Origin of the sequence: Bradyrhizobium sp. ma5 (assembly GCF_042258955.1) — a bacterium.
Classification (GTDB): Bacteria; Pseudomonadota; Alphaproteobacteria; order Rhizobiales; family Xanthobacteraceae; genus Bradyrhizobium.
The window spans coordinates 1,618,789-1,639,982 of sequence record NZ_CP170156.1 but is presented as its reverse complement, the minus strand read 5'-3'; the positions used below and the strand labels follow the sequence as shown (position 1 = coordinate 1,639,982).

Here is a 21,194-nt window from a genome sequence, read left to right as displayed (position 1 = left end):
CCAGCTACATTCCGCTTTTGGGTAACAGCCGCCAAGTACAAGCCGCGAATGTGGCCGCGAATGGCGTGGGTCGTGGTTTGGCTCATCATCACCGTAAGCCATTCACACTCTTCAGTTCAAACTGCCCAGAAACTGTGCGGCGGCGCCGCCGAATCGGATGGCGGCTGGTGCAGCGGCAACCAATTCCTCGCGTCTCGTTGAAAGACTTCTTCGAGAGGCCCACATCCCGCATCGGCGGCGCTTGTCGCGCTGGTTTAAGAGGCTGATCATACTCGAACGGATGCAAGCTATGCTCGTCGGGATGAGACTAACGATCGGCATCGATAGCTCCATTGTACAAACGTAAGCTTTCGATATCGAAACGTTTGAAGAACTATACCAGCGTTTGCGAGTCTACCCATTTCGTGGCTGCGTCGACCGTCCGCTGTCTACGCGAATAGCTGTTGGCGGAAGCGTTTATCATCAATATGGTCCATGATCTTATCGCTTCCCAGACTGCGTGTTCTGTTGGAAACTGAAGGGCACGGGCCACACGCTTTGCGGGCTACGGGATCGATGCGCAGGCTTCACTGTCGCTGAGTGCTGGCCTGCACGCCGTCATTCCGGCCGTGCACTGACATCTCCTGACTGGCAACTTGGGACCTCAACACGCCTCTCTCCGGCCATGACCAGACCACGTCCGAATGCATACAACATGCGTTGAGGATAGTAAGCCACACAGACCGTCGGCTTCTATCTCACTGGAAACATCGCCAGAGCGCGCGCCCGGCTGCGCGTGACGGCGTTTGTCATCCATTTCGCCAGCGCAGGGTGATCGCGGGTATCAGGAAGGTTGCGAGGATGAGTTGACTTCCTTTTTTGAATCTCAACTACAACGGCAATTCTCCAGGCCAGTACAAATCAATGTATATAGTGTGCACGCCTATATGATGTGTATGATTAGAGCTAACGATCGCTTTCCTCTATTTGCGGGTGGAGCGCGCTAGCGCATCTAGATCTCACGATAAACCGTTTCGCAAATAGCGCTCCTAATGGGGCTTTCTTTCCAGCGCAACTAAGAGAGACGATGGCGGTACAGGACGCAAAGCGGCGCGTGGCCCTGATCACCGGCGTGACCGGGCAGGACGGCGCGTATCTCGCCGAATATCTGCTTGGCCTCGGCTACACCGTGCACGGGATCAAGCGCCGGTCGTCCTCGTTCAACACCGCGCGCGTCGACCATCTCTACCAGGACCCGCATGCCGGCAACGTGCCGTTCCTGATGCACTATGGCGACATGACGGATTCGACCAATCTGATCCGGCTGATGCAGCAGATCCGGCCGACCGAGATCTACAACCTCGCCGCCCAGAGCCACGTCCAGGTCAGCTTCGAGAGCCCGGAATACACCGCCAACGCCGACGCCATCGGCGTGCTGCGCCTGCTGGAGGCGATCCGCATCCTCGGCATGGAAAAGGAGACCCGGTTCTACCAGGCCTCGACCTCAGAGCTCTACGGCCTCGTGCAGGAGGTGCCGCAGAAGGAGACCACGCCGTTCTATCCGCGCTCGCCCTACGGCGTCGCCAAGCTCTACGGCTACTGGATCACGGTGAACTACCGTGAGGCCTACGGCATGTTCGCCAGCAACGGCATCCTGTTCAACCATGAGAGCCCGATCCGCGGCGAGACCTTCGTGACGCGCAAGATCACCCGCGCCGTCGCCCGCATCGAGGTCGGCCTGGAGAACAAGCTCTTTCTCGGCAATCTCGATGCCAAGCGCGACTGGGGCCACGCCCGCGACTATGTCGAGGGTATGCACAAGATCCTGCAGGTGGACGAGCCCGGCGACTTCGTGCTCGCCACCGGCGAGACGCGCTCGGTTCGCGAATTCGTCGAGCTGGCATTTGCGGAAGTCGGCCGCAGCGTCGAATGGCGCGGCAAGGGCGTCGAGGAGATCGGCGTCGACAAGGCGACCGGCAACACCCTGGTGCAGATCGACCCGGTCTATTTCCGTCCGACCGAGGTCGATCTTCTGATCGGCGACGCCAGCAAGGCGCGCGCCAAGCTCGGCTGGGCACCGAAGACGCCGTTCGCGCAGCTGGTGAAGGAAATGGTCGCCAGCGATCTCGTCGAGGCCAGGCAGGATGCGGCCAATGGCAAGCACGGCGTTTGAACTGAAGGGCAAGACGGTCTTCGTCGCCGGCCATCGCGGCATGGTCGGCTCGGCGCTGATGCGTCGGCTGGCGCGCGAAGGGGCCGATCTGCTGACGGTGTCGCGCAGCGAGGTCGATTTGCGCGACCAGGCCGCGGTGAACGCCTGGTTTGCCGCGAAGCGGCCGCAGGCCGTGTTCCTCGCCGCCGCCATGGTCGGCGGCATCGTTGCCAACAACACGCTGCGGGCCGAATTCCTCTACGACAATCTCGCGATCTCGACCAATGTGCTCCAGGCCGCCCATGCCAACGGATGCGAGAAGCTGATGTTCTTCGGCTCGTCCTGCATCTATCCGCGCCTGGCGCCGCAGCCGCTGCGCGAGGATTCGATCCTGACCGGCCCGCTGGAGTCGACCAACGAGCCCTATGCCATCGCCAAGATCGCCGGCATCAAGATGGCCGCGGCCTATCGCAGCCAGTATGGCTCAGATTTCATCAGCGTGATGCCGACCAACCTCTACGGTCCCGGTGACAATTATCATCCGGAATACAGCCACGTCGTCGCCGCACTGATCCGCCGCTTCCACGAGGCCAAGGTCTCGGGCGCAACCAAAGTCGTGGTGTGGGGTACCGGCACGCCGCGCCGCGAATTCCTTTATGTCGACGATCTGGCCGACGCCTGCATCCATCTGATGAAGACCTATTCCTCGCCGGACCTGGTCAATATCGGCACCGGTGAGGACATCACCATTGCCGAATTCGCACTCCTGGTCGCCGCGGCCGTCGGCTATCGCGGTGAGATCAGCTTCGACACCTCGCGCCCGGACGGCACGCCGCGCAAGCTGCTCGACGTCAGCCGCCTAATTAAGCTCGGCTGGCGCGCCCGGACCTCACTGGAGGAGGGCATTGAGTTGGCGTACCGGGCGTATCTCGCCCGCAGCAATAAAAGCCGCCAGAGCGATCTTGCTCATCCCCGGCAAGCAGGCTTGAGGGAGGACAATCCTCCACGACCGGTCAGCGGTGAATCTGCTAGCCATCTGGCGGCCGGAGCCACTCGGTAATAAATCTACTTCGCCATGTGATTTTATGTGATTTTTGGGGCCGTTACCGGCCTTCTTCGTCAACACCGCGACCGGTTGGATGCCAACATCTGAGTGGCCGGGTACATCCTGGCCACCGGCCCGACCAACCGACATGCATGAAGACGTCGAATGATCATGATCGCGGATGTGTTGTTCTACTTCCGATGAAGTCGAGCGTCTCGATAAGCACGACCTGAAGTCGATGCCGATCCGCAGCCGACCATGTAATCGGAACGCGCCAATGTTCCTCTTCGGCCACACCTAGCGATAGTCCGCCATCACCTTCCGCGCCGACAGCGTGACGAGGCACATGAGCGCACCTAACATTCCGAACGCCAAAGGCAGACCAACCATATGAGCGATAACCCCGACGCTGGCGGGACCCACGAGTATACCCGCGTAGCCGGCCGTCGTGATGACCGCGATCGCAAGGCCCACTGGCATCATTTTCTGTTTGCCAGCGCTGCGGCATAGGACCGGTACAATATTCGAAATGCCCAATCCGATAAGCGGGAAGCCCATCATCGCAATTACCGCAACCGGCGCGGCCACTACAGCCACGAAACCCGTCACAATCGGCAGAGTTCCGAACATTATTAGGGCACGGTCACCGAATCGTGCCACAGCGGCATCTCCGCCGAGACGGCCCACGGTCATGGCGATGGAGAAGAGTATAAAACCGAGACCCCCGTGCGCCTCCGCGAGGAGACCACGACCAATGAGAAGCAAGGCGCTCCAGTCGAGCATTGCTCCTTCCACAAGAAAGGTGATAGCCGCGAGTGCAGCAACTAACAACACGCTGCGATGGAGCGAGAAAAACCATGGTCCCCGTTGCGTCCGACCTGTTGCGAGTAACCGCGGCCAGGCCGACACAATTGCAAGCATCATTAGCGCAGAGCAAACCAGCGTCGAAGCAAATGGGTCAAGCCGCAGCGAAAGGAACGCAGTCATGGCGGCAGAGCCAGCGAATTCGCCAATGCTGTACCGGGCGTGGAATCCGGACATCAACGGACGGCCCGTGGCGCGCTCCACTTCGATTGCGTGAATGTTCATAGCTACATCGATCGAGCCAACTGAAGCGCCGAACGCAAACAGCACGGTGCCTAGGCCGATAAATGTGTTGGCTACAGTGAGCAATGGCAGGATAAGTGCCAGGCCAAGTCCGCCCGCTAGTATCATGGGCTTGCTGCCATACCTCGCATTCGAAACGCTGGTCAAAAGCATCGCGACGACTGATCCAGCGCCGAGACAGAGAAGCAGTAGACCAAGCATGCGGTCATCTGCCGCGAGCCGCTCCTTGGCGAGCGGCACCAGCGGCGCCCAGGCCGCGAGGCCGAATCCGGCGACAAAAAATGCGATCCGAGTCGCGAGCAAGCTAGCTGACCCGTCAGAAGATGGTATCACAGGGTACTCCTGAGAGAACGAGCTCGTGAGTGGGGCACCCGTCATCTGGGTGCGCTCGCCTACACCCGGTGCGCAGCTCCCCGATAAGGTTCTCGAGCTGATATTCGTTCGTTGCAAGTGCGATGCCATTGCCAAAGGTCGCGCAATCCTACGGGCGCACGTCACGATAGGAGCGAGCGGCGAACGCCTTTCCCTTACGTGTTCCGGCTGCTTCTTTCGGATGAGCTAGCCCTACGGCGGCCGTTACCTTGGAAATTGGCGCATAGAGACCGGAGGCACATCCGATCAAGACAGCTTTGTCGCAAACCGGACAAAGCCGACCGTGCAGCTCCTGCAGGTACGTCGAGGAGACCTAGCAGAGTACGTTATTCGAAGCTCCTCCATGACGTCCAGCTACAGGTGACGACGATGCAAAAGCATCTTTCGTAAGGCGAGGTGGATGGAATTTACTCTGGATTCAATCCTGACGTCCTTGCTGTGACCGGTCGACGCCACTCAATCATATCGACGAAGCCAGCCGTTCAATCCCCTAACCGCGCCAACGTCAACGTAAGCTCTGCGCTGGTAAGCCGAGCGCGTTCTGGTCGCCTTGCCGCGTGATCATGCCCTCACTGCGCGTGACTTTCTTCTCCGGACTGACCTGCCGGGTGAGACAGTGCTATTGAACCACTAATGCCGGAAAAGAGGTCGGAGATCTTCTATTTTCCAAGCTAATTTCGCCTGAGAATCGAAAAACAATCGAGCATCACGGCGTCAGCCGCGGAGAGCCTGATAAGCGTGAACGCTGGAATCGTTTGCAAGCCTCGTTTACCGTCGCGAACTGCGCGATTGGCATCGACGCCAGCCGGTTCGACCTTTCGGCAATAGTGGCGAGCGGACAACGAAAACCCCACGCTGGCCGCGTTCTGAACTTGCTCTCTGAGCGCTACTCCTTGGCTCCGCTCGGACGTTGACGCGCCCGTCGGGCCTTCCGAAAGCTCCTATCCGCCGCCATGAACCGCGCAAGCATGGGTGCGATCAGCTTGGCTGGATCCTGTACGGGTTGTCCCGTTTCCTGGGCCAGGATTTCGGCGTAGGCAGCGAGGTCCCGGTGAACGTTTGCCGGCAGTTCGTGCGTCACTTTGATCGGCTTGTCATCTTCGATCGCTCCAAGCTTGAGCTTTGCCATCGTCTTATCCCCTGTAGGGTTCGAGCACGAGGTCGCGGTTGACGATCACTCTCACCGGGAAGCCCTGGCGGATCGTCAACGTTGGCTGGATGTTGAGATTGCGGCGAACCAGCTGCTGGCCTGTCTGATTTGCGGAATCCCCCGCCCCGCGCCGGAGCGCCGCAACGAGGTCGCTGTTGGTGCTGCCTGTGTCCGCGCCCGAATTGACCTCCGTGCCGACGGCAAGCAGCGTCGAAAGCGCAGCTGCGCCCAAGAGCTCCTTCCAGTGATTGTCGACCTGGTCCTCGAGGCCGGAGTATCCAGCCGCATCTGCGCCAGGTTGCCGTTCCAGGACGATCGAACGCCCGTTCGGCATTATCAACCGAGTCCAGACCAGCAGCACGCGCGACTGGCCAAAAGCGACCTGGCTGTCGTACGTGCCGATCAGCCTTGCCCCCTGCGGAATAAGGCGGGCTCGCCCGGTTGGACTGTCATAGACAGCTTCCGTCACTTGCGCGGTGATTTGTCCCGGCAGATCGGACCGAATGCCCGTGATGAGAGCAGCCGGAATGACTGTGCCGGCCTGCACCACAAACGGCGACGCTGGCCTCACGAGGCGATCAGGACTGGTCGTCCGGCGATCGACGGATGCGCCAACGAAGCTAAGCTTCCGGTCCTGGCCATTCTGGGCGAACGCTTCATCAGATGATGTCGTGGCATTCGATGGTGCTTCGCTGGCCGACGTCACGGCGGCCGAGGGACGGATATTCGTGCTGGCAAACACCTTGCTGGTGCGCGCCGCCTCGCTCTCCTGGGTGACGCGCTGCTGTTCGGCATCCACCCCGAGCGGACTTGAGGTCGTCGAGCCTTGGGCGGCGACGATCGGCCGGCCGAGATCGCCTGGCAAGGGCGGCCCGAGACGAGGCACACCTTTCGGAACCTCGGTGTAATCTTTCGGCAGGGTTGTAAGCTGATCGGCAACATTGTGATGGTCGGTCGCGTAAAGCTCCTCCACGGCCGGCGTGCCTGAGCGCTTCTCCTGCAGAGCCCAGAACACCGCACCAGAGATGAGCACGAGCACAAGGGCGCTGCCGCCGGCAAGGACTTTGCGAGACAGGCGTACCACTTGCGGCCGCCCTGGCCTGAGCCGCAATGTTTCGGCAATCTCTTCCGGTGGCTTAATCCGGCGCGCATCGTTGGGCGTATCGTTTGACTGGCCTGTATCGGTCACAGCGACCTCCCGTCAGTTCGTACGATCCTGACCTTCTGCTGGTGCTCCTCCCCTAACCGGAGTTCCGCGGCCGCAAACAAGCGGTCCACGATCAGGACGTTGCCGTAGGCGCGGTAGTTGACAAGCTCGGTGTTCCCGTCAGGCCCGATCACGAACAATGGTGGCATCTCACCCTGGCCAATGCCGGGCGAGAACTCGATATAGACCTTGCGACCGTCGTCATAGGCATTGACCGGACGCCAAGGCGGGCTGTCGCCCTCGATAGCGTAACGGTAGCGGCGCGCGGGAATATCCGGAAGGAAGGGTGTCGGCGGCAGCGCCCGATAACGTGCGCCCTTATCTTCCGGATAGAACCAGGCAACCGAAGGCATGTAGGGCTTGTCGCGGGAGCGCAGTTCGACCAGGTAGGTGCGCCGGTCGGTGTTGACGATAAGATTGGTCTCGATCGAGGGCCGCGTCGGCTTAACCATGATGTGGACACGGCGCGTGTCGCCGCTACCGCTTTCGGTGTCGCCGACCACCCAGCGCACGGTATCGCCGGCGGCAACGGGTCCCGATCCGATCAGCTGCTCACCAGGCTCGAGTGCAATGTCGGTAATCTGCCCTGGTGCGGCGTAAATCTGATAGAGGGCGCCTGGACTGTAGGAAAACACCTGCACGGCATTGTAGTAGCCGGCTTTGCGCGGCTCGACGCGTGCGGCGTCATTTGCGGTCTCAATGCGCTCCGCCGGTTCCTTGGCTTCCGCGCTCTTGCCGCCGCGGGCCGCCTTCCAGGCCGGCGGCACATGCAGCGGCTTCGGGCGATCGTCGGAAAGCGCTGACAAATCCGGTGTAGGTGGAATGTCGTTGTCATAGCTGATTTGCGGCGGCTTGAACGTGGTGCAGCCGCCAAGGGTGGAAACACAAACCAGAAGAGCCAAAGGCAATCGCGGCCGCACTTTACGCGACGCATGAACAAGATGTAACGGCATGGTTAGCCCAGCTCCTTCGACCAGTTGATTGCGTTGACATAGATGCCCAGTGGATTCTTCCGCAGCCGATCCAGATCACGTGGCATCTCCACGATGACGGTGATGATCGCGCTCCATCGCTCGGTCGCGGCAAGCTGGCCGTTGTCGTAACGGCGCTCGATCCAGGCCAGACGAAAGCTCTCTGGCGACGCCCGAATGACGCTCGAGACCTCGATTGCAATTTGCGTCTTGCCAAGTTTGGCGAAGGGGTCGTTGTTGCGGGCGTAGTCATTGAGTGTGGCCGCGCCCCGGTCCGTCGTGAAGTCGTAGGCGCGCAGCCAGTTTTCACGCAGCACGATGGCGTCCATCGGCAGGCCCCGCACGTGCTCGATGAAGCGCGCCAGGTGAAACGCGATCTGAGGGTCGGTCGGCTGATAGCCGGCATTCGCAGGCGCGAGGGCCTTTGATTCGCCCAATTGATCGACCTCGACCACCCAGGGCGTGATCGTGCCGTGCGCTGACTGCCAGACCAGGGCGCCGGCAAATCCTGCGGAGAGAAACAGGCAACCAAAAGCCATCAGGCGCCAGTTCTTGGCCTGGACGCGTGCCGCGCCGATGCGGTCATCCCAGACCTGGGCTGCGCGTTGATAAGGAGTGACTGCTTCCGGTGTGCGGCCATAGTGAACGGCTGATCGTTTGAACATCGTTTGCCCCCGAGGTATGACTGAGAACAGGATTAAGGGAGAGAAACGTCAGCGATCGTCTTCCGAGAGGTCGACTGACCCGCCGGCGCCGCCGTGATCTCCCGATCGGATCGCGTGCGTTGCAGCTGATGCCCCATGCTGGATGGTCTGCGCCCGCTTCATCCGATGAACCCATGCGGGCGCGCTGCCGGAAGCAATCGTAGAACTCCCTTCCCGCTCACCGACATCGCTCGCTCTTGCACCGAGACCAGCTGCGATCGAGCGCAAGGGGCTTGCAGTAGCCGAACCGCTCGGCTCGGAGCCGGCCTGGCTCGCCGACCGAAACACGCTCGCCGTGCCACTCGCAATGACGGTTCCTCCCCGCGCCGCGCCCGCGATGGCGCCGCTGGCAAGACCGGCGGCGCCGGCTGCAAGGCCAGCGCCGGCCACAACCACTCCGCCGGCGGCGAGGCCTGTGCCCACGGCACTACCCGCGCCAAGCTGCGGGCCGCCAGAAACGATGCCATTGGCGATGCCGGGTCCGAAAATGCCAAGGCCGAGCAAAGAGAGAGCACCGAGCACCAGCGCCATGGCGTTCTCGATCGTGGGCTGGTTGCCACCGAAGCCTGACGTGAATTGCGAGAACAAAGTCGATCCAATACCGACAATGACGGCGAGAACCAAAACCTTCACACCTGACGAGATCACATTGCCGAGGACCCGTTCGGCCGCAAAAGCGGTCTTCCCAAAGAGGCCGAAGGGGATCAGGACGAAGCCGGCTAGCGTCGTCAGTTTGAACTCGATTAGCGTGACGAAGAGCTGGATCGCGAGAATGAAGAAGGCCAGCAGCACCGTCATCCAGGCGAACAGGAGGACAGCGATCTGGACGAAATTCTCGAAGAAGCTGACATAGCCCATCAGCCCGGAAACAGAGTCAAGGATCGGACGGCCAGCATCGAGCCCGACTTGCGCAATTCGGCCCGGCCGCAGGAAATCTGCCGATGAGAGGCCGGTCCCTGAGGCTTTCAGTCCAAGACCGGCAAAGCTCTCGAAGACAATCCGGGCAAGGCTATTCCAATTGCCGATCAGGTAGGCAAACACGCCGACAAACAGAGTCTTCTTGATGAGCCGGGCAATGATCTCCTCGTCGCTCCCAAAGGACCAGAACAGGCCGCCGAGCGTGAGGTCGATCGCAGCCAATGTGGTCGCGAGATAACCGACTTCGCCCCCGACGAGGCCAAATCCGGAATCGATGTAGCGAGTGAAGGTTTCCAGGAATTGGTCGATGACGCCTGTGCCGCCCATGGCTCACTCGCTTTGGCTTGGAACGGGGGGATAACCGGGCGAGAGACGGCTTTCGTCCTTACGCGGCACAGGAGATGGCGAAGGTCCGACGCCCGCCCGGCTATCCGAACCGTTCGAAGATCGCCTTCCCCCCAAAAACCGGCTGCGCTGGTCGGCCCAAATGTTCTGGCATTCGAGGAGAGCGTCCTTCTGCTCGTAGGTAACGGTGCGGCATTGGTTGAGCTTTGCGGCGGCCGCATCACCCTTGGGAGCGAGCGTGGAAGATTCGGGTGGACTCTCGTCGCTCCGCAGGCGAATGGCGCAAGCCGCGATGGCGAGAACCATAAGCGCCGCTGCCATCGCCATGGGCAACCGTTCAAATGTGATCTTCATCATCAGTGGAACATCTGCACGGTTGCTGGTTGATAGCCCTGGCCTTGGGCGAGGAAGCGCCGCAGCTGCTCTCTGCCCTGATCCTGAGCTGCTGCGCGCTGCGCAGCGTCAAGCGTTTGCGCCCTGCCTTGCGCGACCACGCTTGCCGTAAGATCCGATAGCTGCTGCGCTTGGAGCGCAAGCAGCTGATTGCCTGCCTGGCTTGCCTGAAGGGCGCCCGACGCGCCCTGGCTCGCTGTAACCAGACCCGACATTTGGGTCCGGTTGGTATCGAGATTCCCGACGACGGTTGCTTGCACCCGCATCGCGTCCTGCAGGCTGGCGACCGAGTTCTGCCAACGTGCTTGCGCGTTGGCGACCATGCCCCCATCAGACATGCTCGATGATGCCGGCGCGTAGGTCGTGGAGAAGGCGCGATCGATCTGCTGCACGTCGTAGGCGATGCGTTGAGCTTGGCCAAGCAGTTGCTGGGTACGCTGGATCGATTGCTCGAGCTGCTGCAACGACGAATATGGCAGGCTCGCCAGGTTCCTCGCCTGGTTGATCAGCATCTGTGCTTGGTTCTGCAACGATGTGATCTGGTTGTTGATCTGCTGCAGCTCGCGCGCAGCCGTGAGCACGTTCTGCACGTAATTGTTCGGATCGAACACGATCAACGCCTCGCCGTCCCGGGGGACATGAACGAGGGCGATAGCGATCAAGCTCGCTGCCGACAGCCGACGGAGACGATTCATGGCAAATTTCCTTCCTTCGCAAGCTGCGGAATGAGATTGCAGGCCCAACCGAGATCACGTGTCTTCAGCCAGGCCTCGACAAAATCGTCCTGGCTGTGCTCCTTAAGGACCTGCTCGATGAGAGCCTGGTCGGCCTTGGAAGACGCGGCCGCGAAGGCAAGCGCGATTTCGCCGAGGCCGAGCTCGAACAGTCGGTTGCCCCGGCGCGACTGGCAGTAGTAGTCCCGCTTCGGCGTCGCTCGCGCCAAGATCTCGATTTGCCGATCGTTCAACCCAAAGCGGCGGTAGGTCGCCATGATTTGCGGCTCGATGGCGCGGTCATTCGGCAGCAGGATCCGGGTCGGGCAACTCTCGATGATTGCGGGCGCAATTGCGGATCCGTCAATATCGGCAAGAGATTGGGTGGCAAACACGACGGAAGCGTTCTTCTTGCGCAGCGTCTTTAGCCATTCGCGGAGCTTGCCGGCGAAATCGGCATCGTCCAGTGCAAGCCACCCCTCGTCGATGATGAGCAGCGTGGGACGGCCATCAAACCGGTCTTCGATCCGGTGAAACAGATAGGACAGAACCGCCGGGGCGATACCGGTGCCGATCAATCCGTCGGTCTCGAACACCTGAACGGAGGCCTCTCCCAGCCGCTCACCTTCCGCATCCAAGAGCCGCTCAAAGGGACCACCGAGGCAGTAGGGCTGCAGCGCTCGCTTCAAGGCATTGGATTGGAGAAGGACGGAGAGCCCGGTCAACGTGCGCTCCCCAACTGGCGCCGAGGCGAGCGAGGTCAAAGCCGACCAGATATGTTCCTTCGTCTCGGGGGTGACCTCGATGCGCTCGCGGCTCAAGATGGATGTTATCCAATCGGCCGCCCAGCCGCGTTCCCCAACGTCCTCGATTCGCGCAAGCGGCTGGAGCGCCACAAACTCGGAGGATCCTCCACTGACCGCACCGCCAAGATCGTGCCAGTCGCCCCCCATGGCGATCGCAGCTGCGCGGATCGAACCGCCGAAGTCGAAGGCAAAGATCTGGCCCAACGGATATCGCCGGAACTGCAGAGCCATCAGCGCGAGCAGCACCGACTTGCCAGCGCCGGTCGGTCCGATCACCAGGGTATGTCCGACATCGCCGACATGAAGAGAAAACCGGAATGGCGTCGATCCTTCGGTCTTGCCGAAGAACAGTGGAGGGGCCTTGAAATGATGGTCCCTCGCCTCTCCCGCCCAGATGGCAGACAGCGGAATCATGTGGGCCAGATTCAAGGTCGAGACCGGCGGCTGGCGGACGTTGGCGTAAGTTTGGCCCGGCAGGCTGCCGAGCCAGGCTTCGATCGCGTTCACCGTCTCGGTCATGCAGGTGAAGTCGCGGCCCTGGATCACCTTTTCGACGAGGCGGAGCTTTTCGTCGGCCGCGCGGGGATCCCTGTCCCAGACCGTGACGGTTGCAGTCACAAAGGCCTCTCCGATCCGATCGGAACCCAGCTCCTGGAGCGCGCTGTCGGCATCCATCGCCTTGTTGTGGGCATCGGTATCAAGAAGCGTGGAGGCCTCGTTCGTCATCACCTCTTTGAGGATCGCGGCGATCGACTTCCGCTTGGCAAACCACTGCCTCCGGATCTTGGTCAGGAGCTTTGTGGCATCTGTTTTGTCGAGCATGATGGCACGGGTCGACCAGCGATACGGGAACGCCAGGCGGTTGAGATCATCGAGAATTCCGGGTGTGGTCGCGCTCGGAAATCCCACGACCGTAAGGATGCGCAGATGTGCGTCGCCCAGCATCGGTTCCAGCCCGCTGGTCAACGGCTGGTCGGCGAGCAGCGCGTCGAGATACATCGGGACTTCCGGCACGCGCACCCGGTGCCGCTTGGTCGATACTGTCGAGTGAAGGTAGGTCAGCGTTTGCTCGTCATCGAGCCAGCCGCAATCCGGCATGAAGCCCTCAACGAGCTGCAGCACGCGGTTGGTCCGATCGACGAAGCCCCTGAGCAGCTCGCGCGCGTCCGCTCCTGCGCTGCGATGGCTGCCCTCATAGAGGAGACGCTCCGCAGCCGCTGCACTCTCTGCCGGGGGCAGATAGAGCAATGTGAGATAGTAGCTCGATTCATAGTGTCTGCCGGCTTCCTCGAATTGTGCTTTCCGCTCCGCATCCACGAGGGCCGATGCGACATCCGGGAACATGTCCGGCGGGTAGCGTCCCGCCGAATGCCGCTGCGCTTCAACAAAGACAGCCCACCCGGAGCCGAGACGACGGAGCGCGTTGTTCAGTCGGCCGGCCACCGCAACGAGCTCGGCCGGCACGGCACTGTCGAGGTCAGGCCCTCTGAACCGTGCCGACCGCTGAAACGAGCCATCCTTGTTCAAGACAATTCCCTCATCGACTAGGGCGGCCCAGGGCAGGAAGTCGGCAAGGCGCGTATTCGAACGGCGATATTCGGCAAGATTCATCATGGGACAACTTCATGCGCTGAGATGACCGGGGACGCGAACGTGGCGGCGCACAACCTCCACGAACTCTGGATCGCGCTTGGCAGCCCAGACCGAAGCCATGTGGCCGATGAACGCCAGAAGAAGGCCGGCCAGCCACAAGCGCAGGCCAAGGCCGAGTGCGGCAGCCAATGTTCCGTTGAGGATCGCGACTGCACGCGGCGCACCACCCATCAGGATCGGTTCGGTGAGCGCGCGATGGACGGGGGCGACAAAGCCTGCGACTGGCTCATCCATCAGATCACCACCCCGCCGCCGAAGGAAAAGAACGACAGGAAGAAGCTGGAAGCGGCAAATGCGATCGACAGACCGAACACGATTTGGATCAGCCGCCGGAAACCGCCTGAGGTGTCGCCGAAGGCAAGCGAAAGCCCTGTCACGATGATGATGATGACTGCGATGATCTTGGCGACCGGACCTTCGACCGATTGCAGGATCTGGTTGAGCGGTTGCTCCCAGGGCATGTTCGAGCCGGCAGCAAAGGCCGGCGCGCTCGCCAGGTACAGGCAAGCGAACGCTGTAGCCGAAAGGAAGGCCCGCCCGAGATGTGATCGCGTCATCATGACTGTTCTCCAATTTTCGAAAGGCTGTAGTCGCCCGATGGTCCAAGGTCGGTGACAGAAGCGAGCTCGCTGAGTCGCCGTTGGGCACCACGGCCGGAAAGCACGGCGATAACGTTGATGGTCTCCGCTATCAGCGCACGCGGAACAGTGACCACGGCCTCCTGGATGAGCTGCTCAAGCCGCCGCAGCGCCCCCAACGCCGTGCCGGCGTGGATCGTGCCGATGCCGCCGGGATGGCCCGTTCCCCAGGCTTTGAGCAGATCGAGCGCCTCGGCTCCGCGGACCTCCCCGATCGGAATACGATCGGGGCGCAAGCGAAGCGAAGAGCGAACCAGGTCAGAGAGGGAGATCACGCCGTCCTTGGTCCGCAACGCTACCAGGTTGGGCGCCCTGCACTGAAGCTCGCGCGTATCTTCGATGAGGACAACGCGATCCGATCCCTTGGCGACCTCGGCGAGAAGCGCATTCGTCAGCGTCGTTTTGCCGGTCGACGTGCCGCCCGCGACCAGGATGTTCTTGCGCGCAGCAACGGCATGACGAAGCACGTTCGCCTGCTCCGCGTTCATGATGCCGGCAGCGATATAGTCGTCCAGGCCGAACACGGCGATCGCGGGTTTACGGATCGCGAACGCCGGTGCGGCGACGACCGGCGGCAACAGGCCTTCGAAACGTTCGCCGGTTTCCGGCAGCTCAGCCGAAATGCGGGGCGAGCCGGGGTGAACCTCGGCACCCACATAATGTGCCACCAGCCGGACAATTCGTTCGCCGTCTGCTGCGGACAGGCTCTCGCCCGTATCGGCAAGCCCGCTCGATAGCCGGTCGATCCACAGTCGTCCATCGGGGTTAAGCATCACCTCGACCACGGACGGATCTTCCAAAAAGCCCGCGATCGCAGGTCCAAGCGCGGTGCGGAGCATGCGTGCGCCACGCAATTCGGCTTCCGAATGGAACGAATGGATTGCCACAACTGCCCCCAAGGCTCATCGAGGCAGCCAAGGATCAGCGGCCTCTCATGGGGACAACTAGAAAAGGCAGAACCAGCGGCATCGCAACAATGGGAGAATGCGGATCGCAGCCTGGCGTAGAAGAAGAAAGATCCGGAAAGAATGCTTCCGACGCGCCACAGAGTGAAGGTCCAGGAGATCAGCCCGTCAACAGGCAGGCCTCACCACTCAGCATGTTCATCACCCTCCAGCAGGACGAGATCGGCCGCTGGAACAACGACCTCAACCGAGCTCCGGCCGCCCGCTGCCAGGCTTATGGCAGGAGCCTCGGCCTTCCGTTTCCGGCCACCAAGCGGCGGGACGGAAAACCAGACGAGCGCTGCAAGCTGCAGCAACATGTTCACTCCGAACGCGACCTGGTAGGCAATCAAGGGATAATGCCCAGCCTCAAGAGGCCAATGCTCCAGAATCAGTCCCGTCCCGTACTGCACAACGAATGCCCAGCCAAATTGCAGAACGTTCAGGGCGCCATTCGCGCGTGCAACGAGGCGGGTCGGGAAATAATCTCCTATGATGGCGTAGGTCAGAGCCGTAGCCGATCCAGCGACCGACACCACGAACCATGGCAGCAGCGACGGCCAGGGTGGATGCAGGATCAGCACAAGCTCGGCTCCAATCAACATCACTGCCACGGCAGCAAGGACGGCTTCCGTCTTCTTACCGCGATGGCGCACCCAGTTTGCAAGCACGCCCAGGCCTAATGCACTGAAGCTCAGAGCGACCGCCATCAGGAACAATTTATTAACGAGACTCACTCGATTCAGCCGTTCCACATCGCAAAGCCAGGGTGCCGCCCACAAGGACTGCAGTGCCCAGGCCGATCCGATGCAAGTCGCCGATAACGGCGCAATTCGCCAGAACCGGGCATCCGAATAGACGGTTCTCAGGCTGACGGGCTTGCTGCTGGGCTGTGGCCTTGTGGGTCGTTCAGGAACCACGACATGAATTAAAACTGCGGCAAGCGCAGTCACGGCTGCGAGCGCTCCGAACAGCCCCCTCCAGCCGACCCGGTCCAGAACCACCTCGGCAGGAGCTGTCGCTGTGACCGCCCCGAACGATCCCAGCATGATCATAAAGCCATTGATCACGGCCATCCGTTCTTTTGGAAACCAGAGGACGATGATTTTGAGGCCAGACATCAGGGACGCGGCGCTCCCAAGTCCGATCATCGCGCGAGCGATGAGAAGCGATAAGAATCCCGTCGATAGTGCAAAGAGCGCGGCCCCCGCTGCGGCGACGGCCAAGAGCGCGCCCTGCACCCGTCGCGGTCCGAAGCGGTCGAGACACATACCGATCGGAATCTGCGCTGCCATAACCACCAGGAAATAGACTGACGTGAGCAAGCCCATCTCGGCAGCGCCAAGCCCAAGATCGAAAGCGAGGCGGCCAGCAATCAGCGTGTTGATCGTTCGGAACAGGTACGCAAGGTAGTATCCGGCCGCAAAAGGAAGAAAAGCACACGCTATGAGCCTCCACATTGGAAGCGGCCCAAATATGTTTTCGGGCAATACCGGCGTCGGACTGTGCCCCAGCGCGCGGGTGACAGCCGGCCCAGCTGGCTCAGCAAAACGAGTTGGGCAGGTTCCGAAAGCTCGCCGTGCTGCCGCCCTCCCCGGCGGCAGCATTTGGCTCGGATATCTCCCCAGCGGCGGTCGTGGACAGACCTTTCGAATCCGGTTGTTCTTGCGCCCCAATCTTTGACGTGCCGCTGGGAGCCTCATGGGCAGCTCGACCGGCCCTGCCGAGCCGATCGATCGTCTCCTGTATCAATGGTTGTCGGAGCCGTACCCGCCGCTCGACCTGCTCGACCAGAATCTTGAAGCGCCGCTCGCCAAGCAGGCAAGCCTCGCCCTGATGGGATTGCAGCATGGGCGGCGTCACGGTGAGCTGATAGCGCGCGTGCAGGGCGACAGTTTCGGCAATGATTGCGATCGCGTGTTCAAGCCTGGTCATCTGACCAATCATCCGGTCCAGCGCCTCCTCGACCAGCCTTTCGGCGGGTGGCGCAGGATTAACGAAGCGCTCCAGCGCTGTCTCGACGACCATGCTTTTACCGAGCCCCGGGCGGTTGGTCGCAGCGTCCAGTCGCTCGAACATGCTCTCTGAGAGCTGAACGGTTATCTTTCTAGTCCGCGGCGCTTCGCTCAGATTCGGCAGAGCATCTGACCCATCACCGTTCAGGCCCGAGCTGGTCTGCGTTTCGAGGTCTCCATTGCCTTGCATATTCCGCTTTCTTGCATTGCAGCCGTACCAGGCCACGCCACGGCGCTTCGGCCGCGACGTAGATCCGATCGAAGCCGCTGAATCGCTCCCAGCGACGGCTGGAGGAAGAAGAAGCAGGTCGGACGTCACTTCAACGGGACTGAACCGCCTTTCGTGGCCTGGCGTAGCGAAGGAAAGAAATGGCGCCCTGATTGAAGGGGGGTGCGAGAGCGGTCTATTAGTCGGCCGAGATCATGACGCTTGGGCGAGCTGCCGAGTTTGCACAGCCCGTCGTTCCCTTGCGCGATTGCAGGTCAGTCATTTCAATGAGCGGCGCCGCAACATCGCCCGTCCGTCGGGACACGCTCTACTCGGCTTTCTCAGAGGCGTGCAAATCGACGCTCACCTCTTTCAGGAGGGTCGAGCCGCTTGAAAGACGCCTTCCCAGGGCCTCAACGAAACGATCATAGCGCTCGGCCCCTTTGGCGCGTGCGGCCGGGCCCGAATGCTCTGGAAGCGCCGGCGTCGAGGTCAGCCAGAATCGGATGAAGAGCGCAACCGTCTCAAGCGTGATGCCATCATTGCGTTCCAGTCGCTCAAGGACCCGCGTGACCCGGTCCAGGCGTTTTGCGATCACCGCCTCTCGCCGGTCAGAATCATCAGGACCAAGGAACGAAGCGATGGCGGCTTCCGCAACCAGCGACTTGGGCTGCCCACGATGCTTTGCGAACGCATCGAGAGTTTTGAACGTCTCTGGGTCGAGGTAGATGCTGAGCTGGATCTTTTTCATTTGGTGCGCTCAGAGGTCAATCCCATCATCCGGGTCGAGACTGGCGGTCCTTGCCACGCGCTGCATCGGCTCGGTCATGGCGCGGGCATGGACGTCATCAGCAACGGCCTCGTCGAGGTCGGCATCGAACTCGTGGTCGGCGACAGGTGCCTTGACCTCGATCTCCTCATGCTGAGGCGGTTCCGGTTCGCGGCGAAGACCTCCATTCGGGTCGTCGCCCCCGTGCTTGCGCCTCGACAGGAGATGGGTTGAAGGCGCAATTGGGCTGCGGGCTGACCAATCATCCGCCCGTGCAGGAATGCTACTCAGTTGAGCTCGCGGCGGCTGCAACAGGCGCCGCTGAAACTGCGGATCCTCATAGTAACGGACCTTGGTGGCGCGTACAGGATGCAAGCCGGAGACCATCACAATCGCTTCTTTAGGTGACAGCTGCATGACCTCGCCCGGCGTCAGCAACTGGCGAGAGGTCTCCTGACGGCTCACCATCAGATGTCCAAGCCACGGACTCAATCTGTGCCCCGCATAGTTTTTCATCGCCCTGAGCTCGGTCGCCGTCCCGAGCGCATCCGACACGCGTTTGGCGGTGCGCTCATCATTGGTCGAGAAGGCGATCCTAACGTGGCAATTGTCGAGGATCGCGTGATTTTGACCATAGGCGCGTTCCAGCTGATTGAGGCTCTGGGTGATGAGGAAGCCACGGATGCCATACCCGGCCATGAAGGCCAGCTGGCTCTCAAAGAAGTCGAGCCGGCCGAGCGCGGCGAACTCATCCAACATCAGCAGAAGCTTTTGTCCGCGTCGCTCGCCATCCAGGCTCTCGGTCAATCTTCGGCCGATTTGATTGAGGATGAGCCGCATCAACGGTTTGGTCCGAACAATGTCGGAGGGGGGCACGACGAGGTAGAGTGAGATGGGCTGCACACCGTCCACCAGATCGCGGATTCGCCAGTCACTACGCGCGGTGATTTTCGCGACCACGGGATCTCGGTAGAGGCCGAGGAAACTCATGGCGGTTGAGAGTACGCCCGAGCGCTCGTTCTCGCTCTTATTGAGAAGCTCGCGCGCGGCTGAGGCAACGACGGGATGAACGCTGGTTTTAAGATGCGGTGTCGCCAGCATTGCGTTGAGAGTGACGTCGATCGAACGGGATGGATCCGAAAGGAAATTGGCGACACCGGCGAGGGTCTTGTCGGCCTCCGCGTAGAGGACATGCAGGATCGCACCGACAAGGAGAGAGTGGCTGGTCTTTTCCCAATGATTCCGGCGTTCGAGTGCCCCTTCCGGATCGACAAGAATATCCGCGATATTCTGAGCGTCTCGCACTTCGCAGTCGCCACGGCGAATTTCGAGAAGGGGGTTGTATGCGGCACTGGCTGGATCGGTCGGATCGAATAACAGCACCGGCCCGATGCGCGAGCGCCAGCCAGAGGTCAACTGGTAGTTTTCACCCTTGATGTCGTGGACAATTGTGGAGGCGGGCCATGTTAAAAGTGTCGGTATGACAAGGCCAACGCCCTTGCCGGAGCGTGTGGGGGCAAAGCAGAGCACGTGCTCGGGCCCGTCATGCCGCAGATAATTGTCCTCGAAGCGGCCGAGTACCACGCCATCAGGGCCCAAAAGTCCGGCCCGCCTCACCTCGCGTGCATCCGCCCAGCATGCCGAGCCGTACGTGGTGACGTTTCTCGCCTCGTGCGCGCGCAGAACGGAGAGCATCATCGCGAGTGCGATTGCCGCAAGGCCACCACTGGCGGCGATGGCGCCGCCCTCAAGGAATATTATTGGCGCGTAAGCATCGAATTTGAACCACCAAGGGAAGAAGGCGGTCGGCTGGTAGATCGGCCAATGCCCAAGGTTGAACCAGGCAGGTCCAAGCTGTGGCTGAAAGGCAAGTCGCCACGCTGTCCATTCGGTTGCCGCCCAGAGGAACGCGAGCACGACGAGACAGACCAGGATGACTTGATGCCAAATGATCTTGGTTGCGGACATGGAGCGGAGATGTGGATAGCATCCTTGGCCTGCGCACAACTAAGCCCGCCCGCGCATCGCACTCGCGCGCGTCCTGGCGCGTGAATCGGCGGGTCCGCGCACGTATCGCCTGCGGTTCCCGAGGCTCGCCATGCGGTGGGACGATGATGCGTTGTAGAGCGCGATCGAATTGATCCCAAGCCTCGATGATCTCGCGTCGTGTTGCGCCGGCACGATACTCAAGCGCGCACGGCAGCTCTAAATGGCGCAAGCACCCATCACGCCGAAGCTAAAGCGCTAGGTCATTTTGCAGATCTGTGCGTGGCCGGCATTGATCGCTGGAAGGCAGAACTGATAGATTGCAAATCCAGTTGGGGCGGCTAAAACCAGCCGCCATGCCTTCTTCTCATCTCGTCCATTCGGTCGGATATTGGTTTCGGGTTATCTCGGGCCAACCCGATGTCCTTTCGTATCCGATAGGACGCAGGAGCTCTCTCTATTGCTCGAGCCCGGCTCACAGTTGAGCGGCGTATCCAAGCAACGACCCGGTCGATGAGCTGCCAGCGGTTTCTATTGGCCTCTTGAACCTCCGCCTTTTTTGTATTCACTATGACGTCGCCTACGCTTCAATCCGATTGCGTCTCAAGCAGTGCCTCAAGATCTGTATCTCCTAACGAATATTTCCTCCGGATTGATGATTTGACGGCACGTTGATGCTTAAATCCTGCGTTCAGCTGCCACTTTCGCGCGATCCTGGCGGGCCGGGTTAAGACCCGGCGTGTGGCAGCAATTGCCCTAGGTCTCGGCCGGTCGCGTCTTCAACCTGGCCCCGACGCTGCGAGAGCTTCCTTCGTGCCGAGATGTCCGTCGACCCTGACGTGAGCGGTCGGATACGACAACGAGACCCACATGGCCGGTCAACGTCGCTAAAGGGCGATCCTCACCCCGATGCCAGTGGCATCCCAGACTTGGGGCAACTGGTCGCGACCCTGCACGCTCCATCCAAACCGCCTTACTGCCAAGGAGCGCGCCGTCAGAAAAGGCTCGGTCTTGCTTAAACGCAGTGTCGGCATGCGGCGGGCAGGCAGAGGTCTTCCTCGTGACGCCGGAACAGCGCGCTTGCGCGAGCTTGGTGGTCGCTTTGACGCTGTTAGGCGC

At 61.1% G+C, this 21,194-nt stretch carries 18 protein-coding genes; 2 read left to right on the top strand and 16 right to left on the bottom strand.

The genetic code is table 11. The features are described from left to right. The first annotated feature begins 1,066 nt into the window (after positions 1-1,066). Both gmd and ACE103_RS07675 read left to right on the top strand, forming a co-directional pair. The gene (gene gmd / locus ACE103_RS07680; RefSeq protein WP_375778937.1) at positions 1,067-2,152 is read left to right on the top strand and encodes a GDP-mannose 4,6-dehydratase; all 1,086 of its coding nucleotides are present in this window, start codon (positions 1,067-1,069) and stop codon (positions 2,150-2,152) included. Further along, a complete protein-coding gene (locus ACE103_RS07675) occupies positions 2,133-3,191 on the top strand; it encodes a GDP-L-fucose synthase family protein (protein WP_375778936.1) in 1,059 nt (352 codons plus the stop codon). The genes gmd and ACE103_RS07675 overlap by 20 nt, the downstream gene beginning before the upstream one ends. A 282-nt stretch (positions 3,192-3,473) precedes the next feature. Here ACE103_RS07675 and ACE103_RS07670 read toward each other — a convergent pair whose 3' ends face one another. The 16 genes from ACE103_RS07670 to ACE103_RS07595 all read right to left on the bottom strand — a co-directional run bounded on the left by ACE103_RS07670 (position 3,474) and on the right by ACE103_RS07595 (position 20,057). Then, positions 3,474-4,661 carry an MFS transporter gene (locus tag ACE103_RS07670; RefSeq protein WP_375778935.1) on the bottom strand — a complete coding sequence of 396 codons (1,188 nt, stop codon included), beginning with the start codon at positions 4,659-4,661 and terminating at the stop codon, positions 3,474-3,476. A gap of 880 nt (positions 4,662-5,541) precedes the next feature. Further along, entirely contained in the window at positions 5,542-5,784 is a 243-nt protein-coding gene (locus ACE103_RS07665; protein WP_375778934.1) for a DUF2274 domain-containing protein, read from the bottom strand. A 4-nt stretch (positions 5,785-5,788) separates the two neighbouring features. Further along, positions 5,789-6,994, bottom strand: coding sequence for a TrbI/VirB10 family protein (locus tag ACE103_RS07660; protein WP_375778933.1), 1,206 nt, complete (start codon positions 6,992-6,994; stop codon positions 5,789-5,791). After that, complete coding sequence (gene trbG, locus ACE103_RS07655; RefSeq protein WP_375778932.1) at positions 6,991-7,965, bottom strand: P-type conjugative transfer protein TrbG; 975 nt, start codon at positions 7,963-7,965, stop codon at positions 6,991-6,993. Before trbG ends, ACE103_RS07660 begins: the two co-directional genes overlap by 4 nt. A 2-nt stretch (positions 7,966-7,967) precedes the next feature. Continuing rightward, entirely contained in the window at positions 7,968-8,648 is a 681-nt protein-coding gene (gene trbF / locus ACE103_RS07650; protein ID WP_375778931.1) for a conjugal transfer protein TrbF, read from the bottom strand. A gap of 48 nt (positions 8,649-8,696) precedes the next feature. After that, a complete protein-coding gene (trbL, locus tag ACE103_RS07645) occupies positions 8,697-9,932 on the bottom strand; it encodes a P-type conjugative transfer protein TrbL (RefSeq protein WP_375778930.1) in 1,236 nt (411 codons plus the stop codon). A gap of 3 nt (positions 9,933-9,935) precedes the next feature. Beyond that, the gene (trbK-alt, locus tag ACE103_RS07640) at positions 9,936-10,307 is read right to left on the bottom strand and encodes a putative entry exclusion protein TrbK-alt (RefSeq protein WP_375778929.1); all 372 of its coding nucleotides are present in this window, start codon (positions 10,305-10,307) and stop codon (positions 9,936-9,938) included. After that, complete coding sequence (gene trbJ / locus ACE103_RS07635) at positions 10,307-11,038, bottom strand: P-type conjugative transfer protein TrbJ (protein WP_375781037.1); 732 nt, start codon at positions 11,036-11,038, stop codon at positions 10,307-10,309. Before trbJ ends, trbK-alt begins: the two co-directional genes overlap by 1 nt. Further along, positions 11,035-13,476, bottom strand: a complete 2,442-nt coding sequence (gene trbE / locus ACE103_RS07630) for a conjugal transfer protein TrbE (protein ID WP_375778928.1) — start codon at positions 13,474-13,476, stop codon at positions 11,035-11,037. Before trbE ends, trbJ begins: the two co-directional genes overlap by 4 nt. A gap of 9 nt (positions 13,477-13,485) precedes the next feature. Further along, the gene (locus ACE103_RS07625; protein WP_342724129.1) at positions 13,486-13,749 is read right to left on the bottom strand and encodes a VirB3 family type IV secretion system protein; all 264 of its coding nucleotides are present in this window, start codon (positions 13,747-13,749) and stop codon (positions 13,486-13,488) included. Beyond that, positions 13,749-14,072: a TrbC/VirB2 family protein gene (locus ACE103_RS07620; RefSeq protein ID WP_375781036.1), complete on the bottom strand. Its 324-nt coding sequence runs from the start codon at positions 14,070-14,072 to the stop codon at positions 13,749-13,751. The genes ACE103_RS07625 and ACE103_RS07620 overlap by 1 nt, the downstream gene beginning before the upstream one ends. Beyond that, the gene (gene trbB / locus ACE103_RS07615; RefSeq protein ID WP_375778927.1) at positions 14,072-15,040 is read right to left on the bottom strand and encodes a P-type conjugative transfer ATPase TrbB; all 969 of its coding nucleotides are present in this window, start codon (positions 15,038-15,040) and stop codon (positions 14,072-14,074) included. The genes ACE103_RS07620 and trbB overlap by 1 nt, the downstream gene beginning before the upstream one ends. Positions 15,041-15,240: 200 nt before the next feature. Beyond that, on the bottom strand, positions 15,241-16,557 hold the full coding sequence (locus ACE103_RS07610; RefSeq protein WP_375778926.1) for a nitrate/nitrite transporter: 1,317 nt from the start codon (positions 16,555-16,557) through the stop codon (positions 15,241-15,243). Between the two features lie 82 nt (positions 16,558-16,639). Next, entirely contained in the window at positions 16,640-17,176 is a 537-nt protein-coding gene (locus ACE103_RS07605; RefSeq protein ID WP_375778925.1) for a hypothetical protein, read from the bottom strand. Between the two features lie 472 nt (positions 17,177-17,648). Beyond that, entirely contained in the window at positions 17,649-18,071 is a 423-nt protein-coding gene (locus ACE103_RS07600) for a CopG family transcriptional regulator (protein ID WP_375778924.1), read from the bottom strand. A gap of 9 nt (positions 18,072-18,080) precedes the next feature. Then, positions 18,081-20,057, bottom strand: a complete 1,977-nt coding sequence (locus ACE103_RS07595; RefSeq protein WP_375778923.1) for a conjugal transfer protein TraG — start codon at positions 20,055-20,057, stop codon at positions 18,081-18,083. Positions 20,058-21,194: the final 1,137 nt, after the last annotated feature.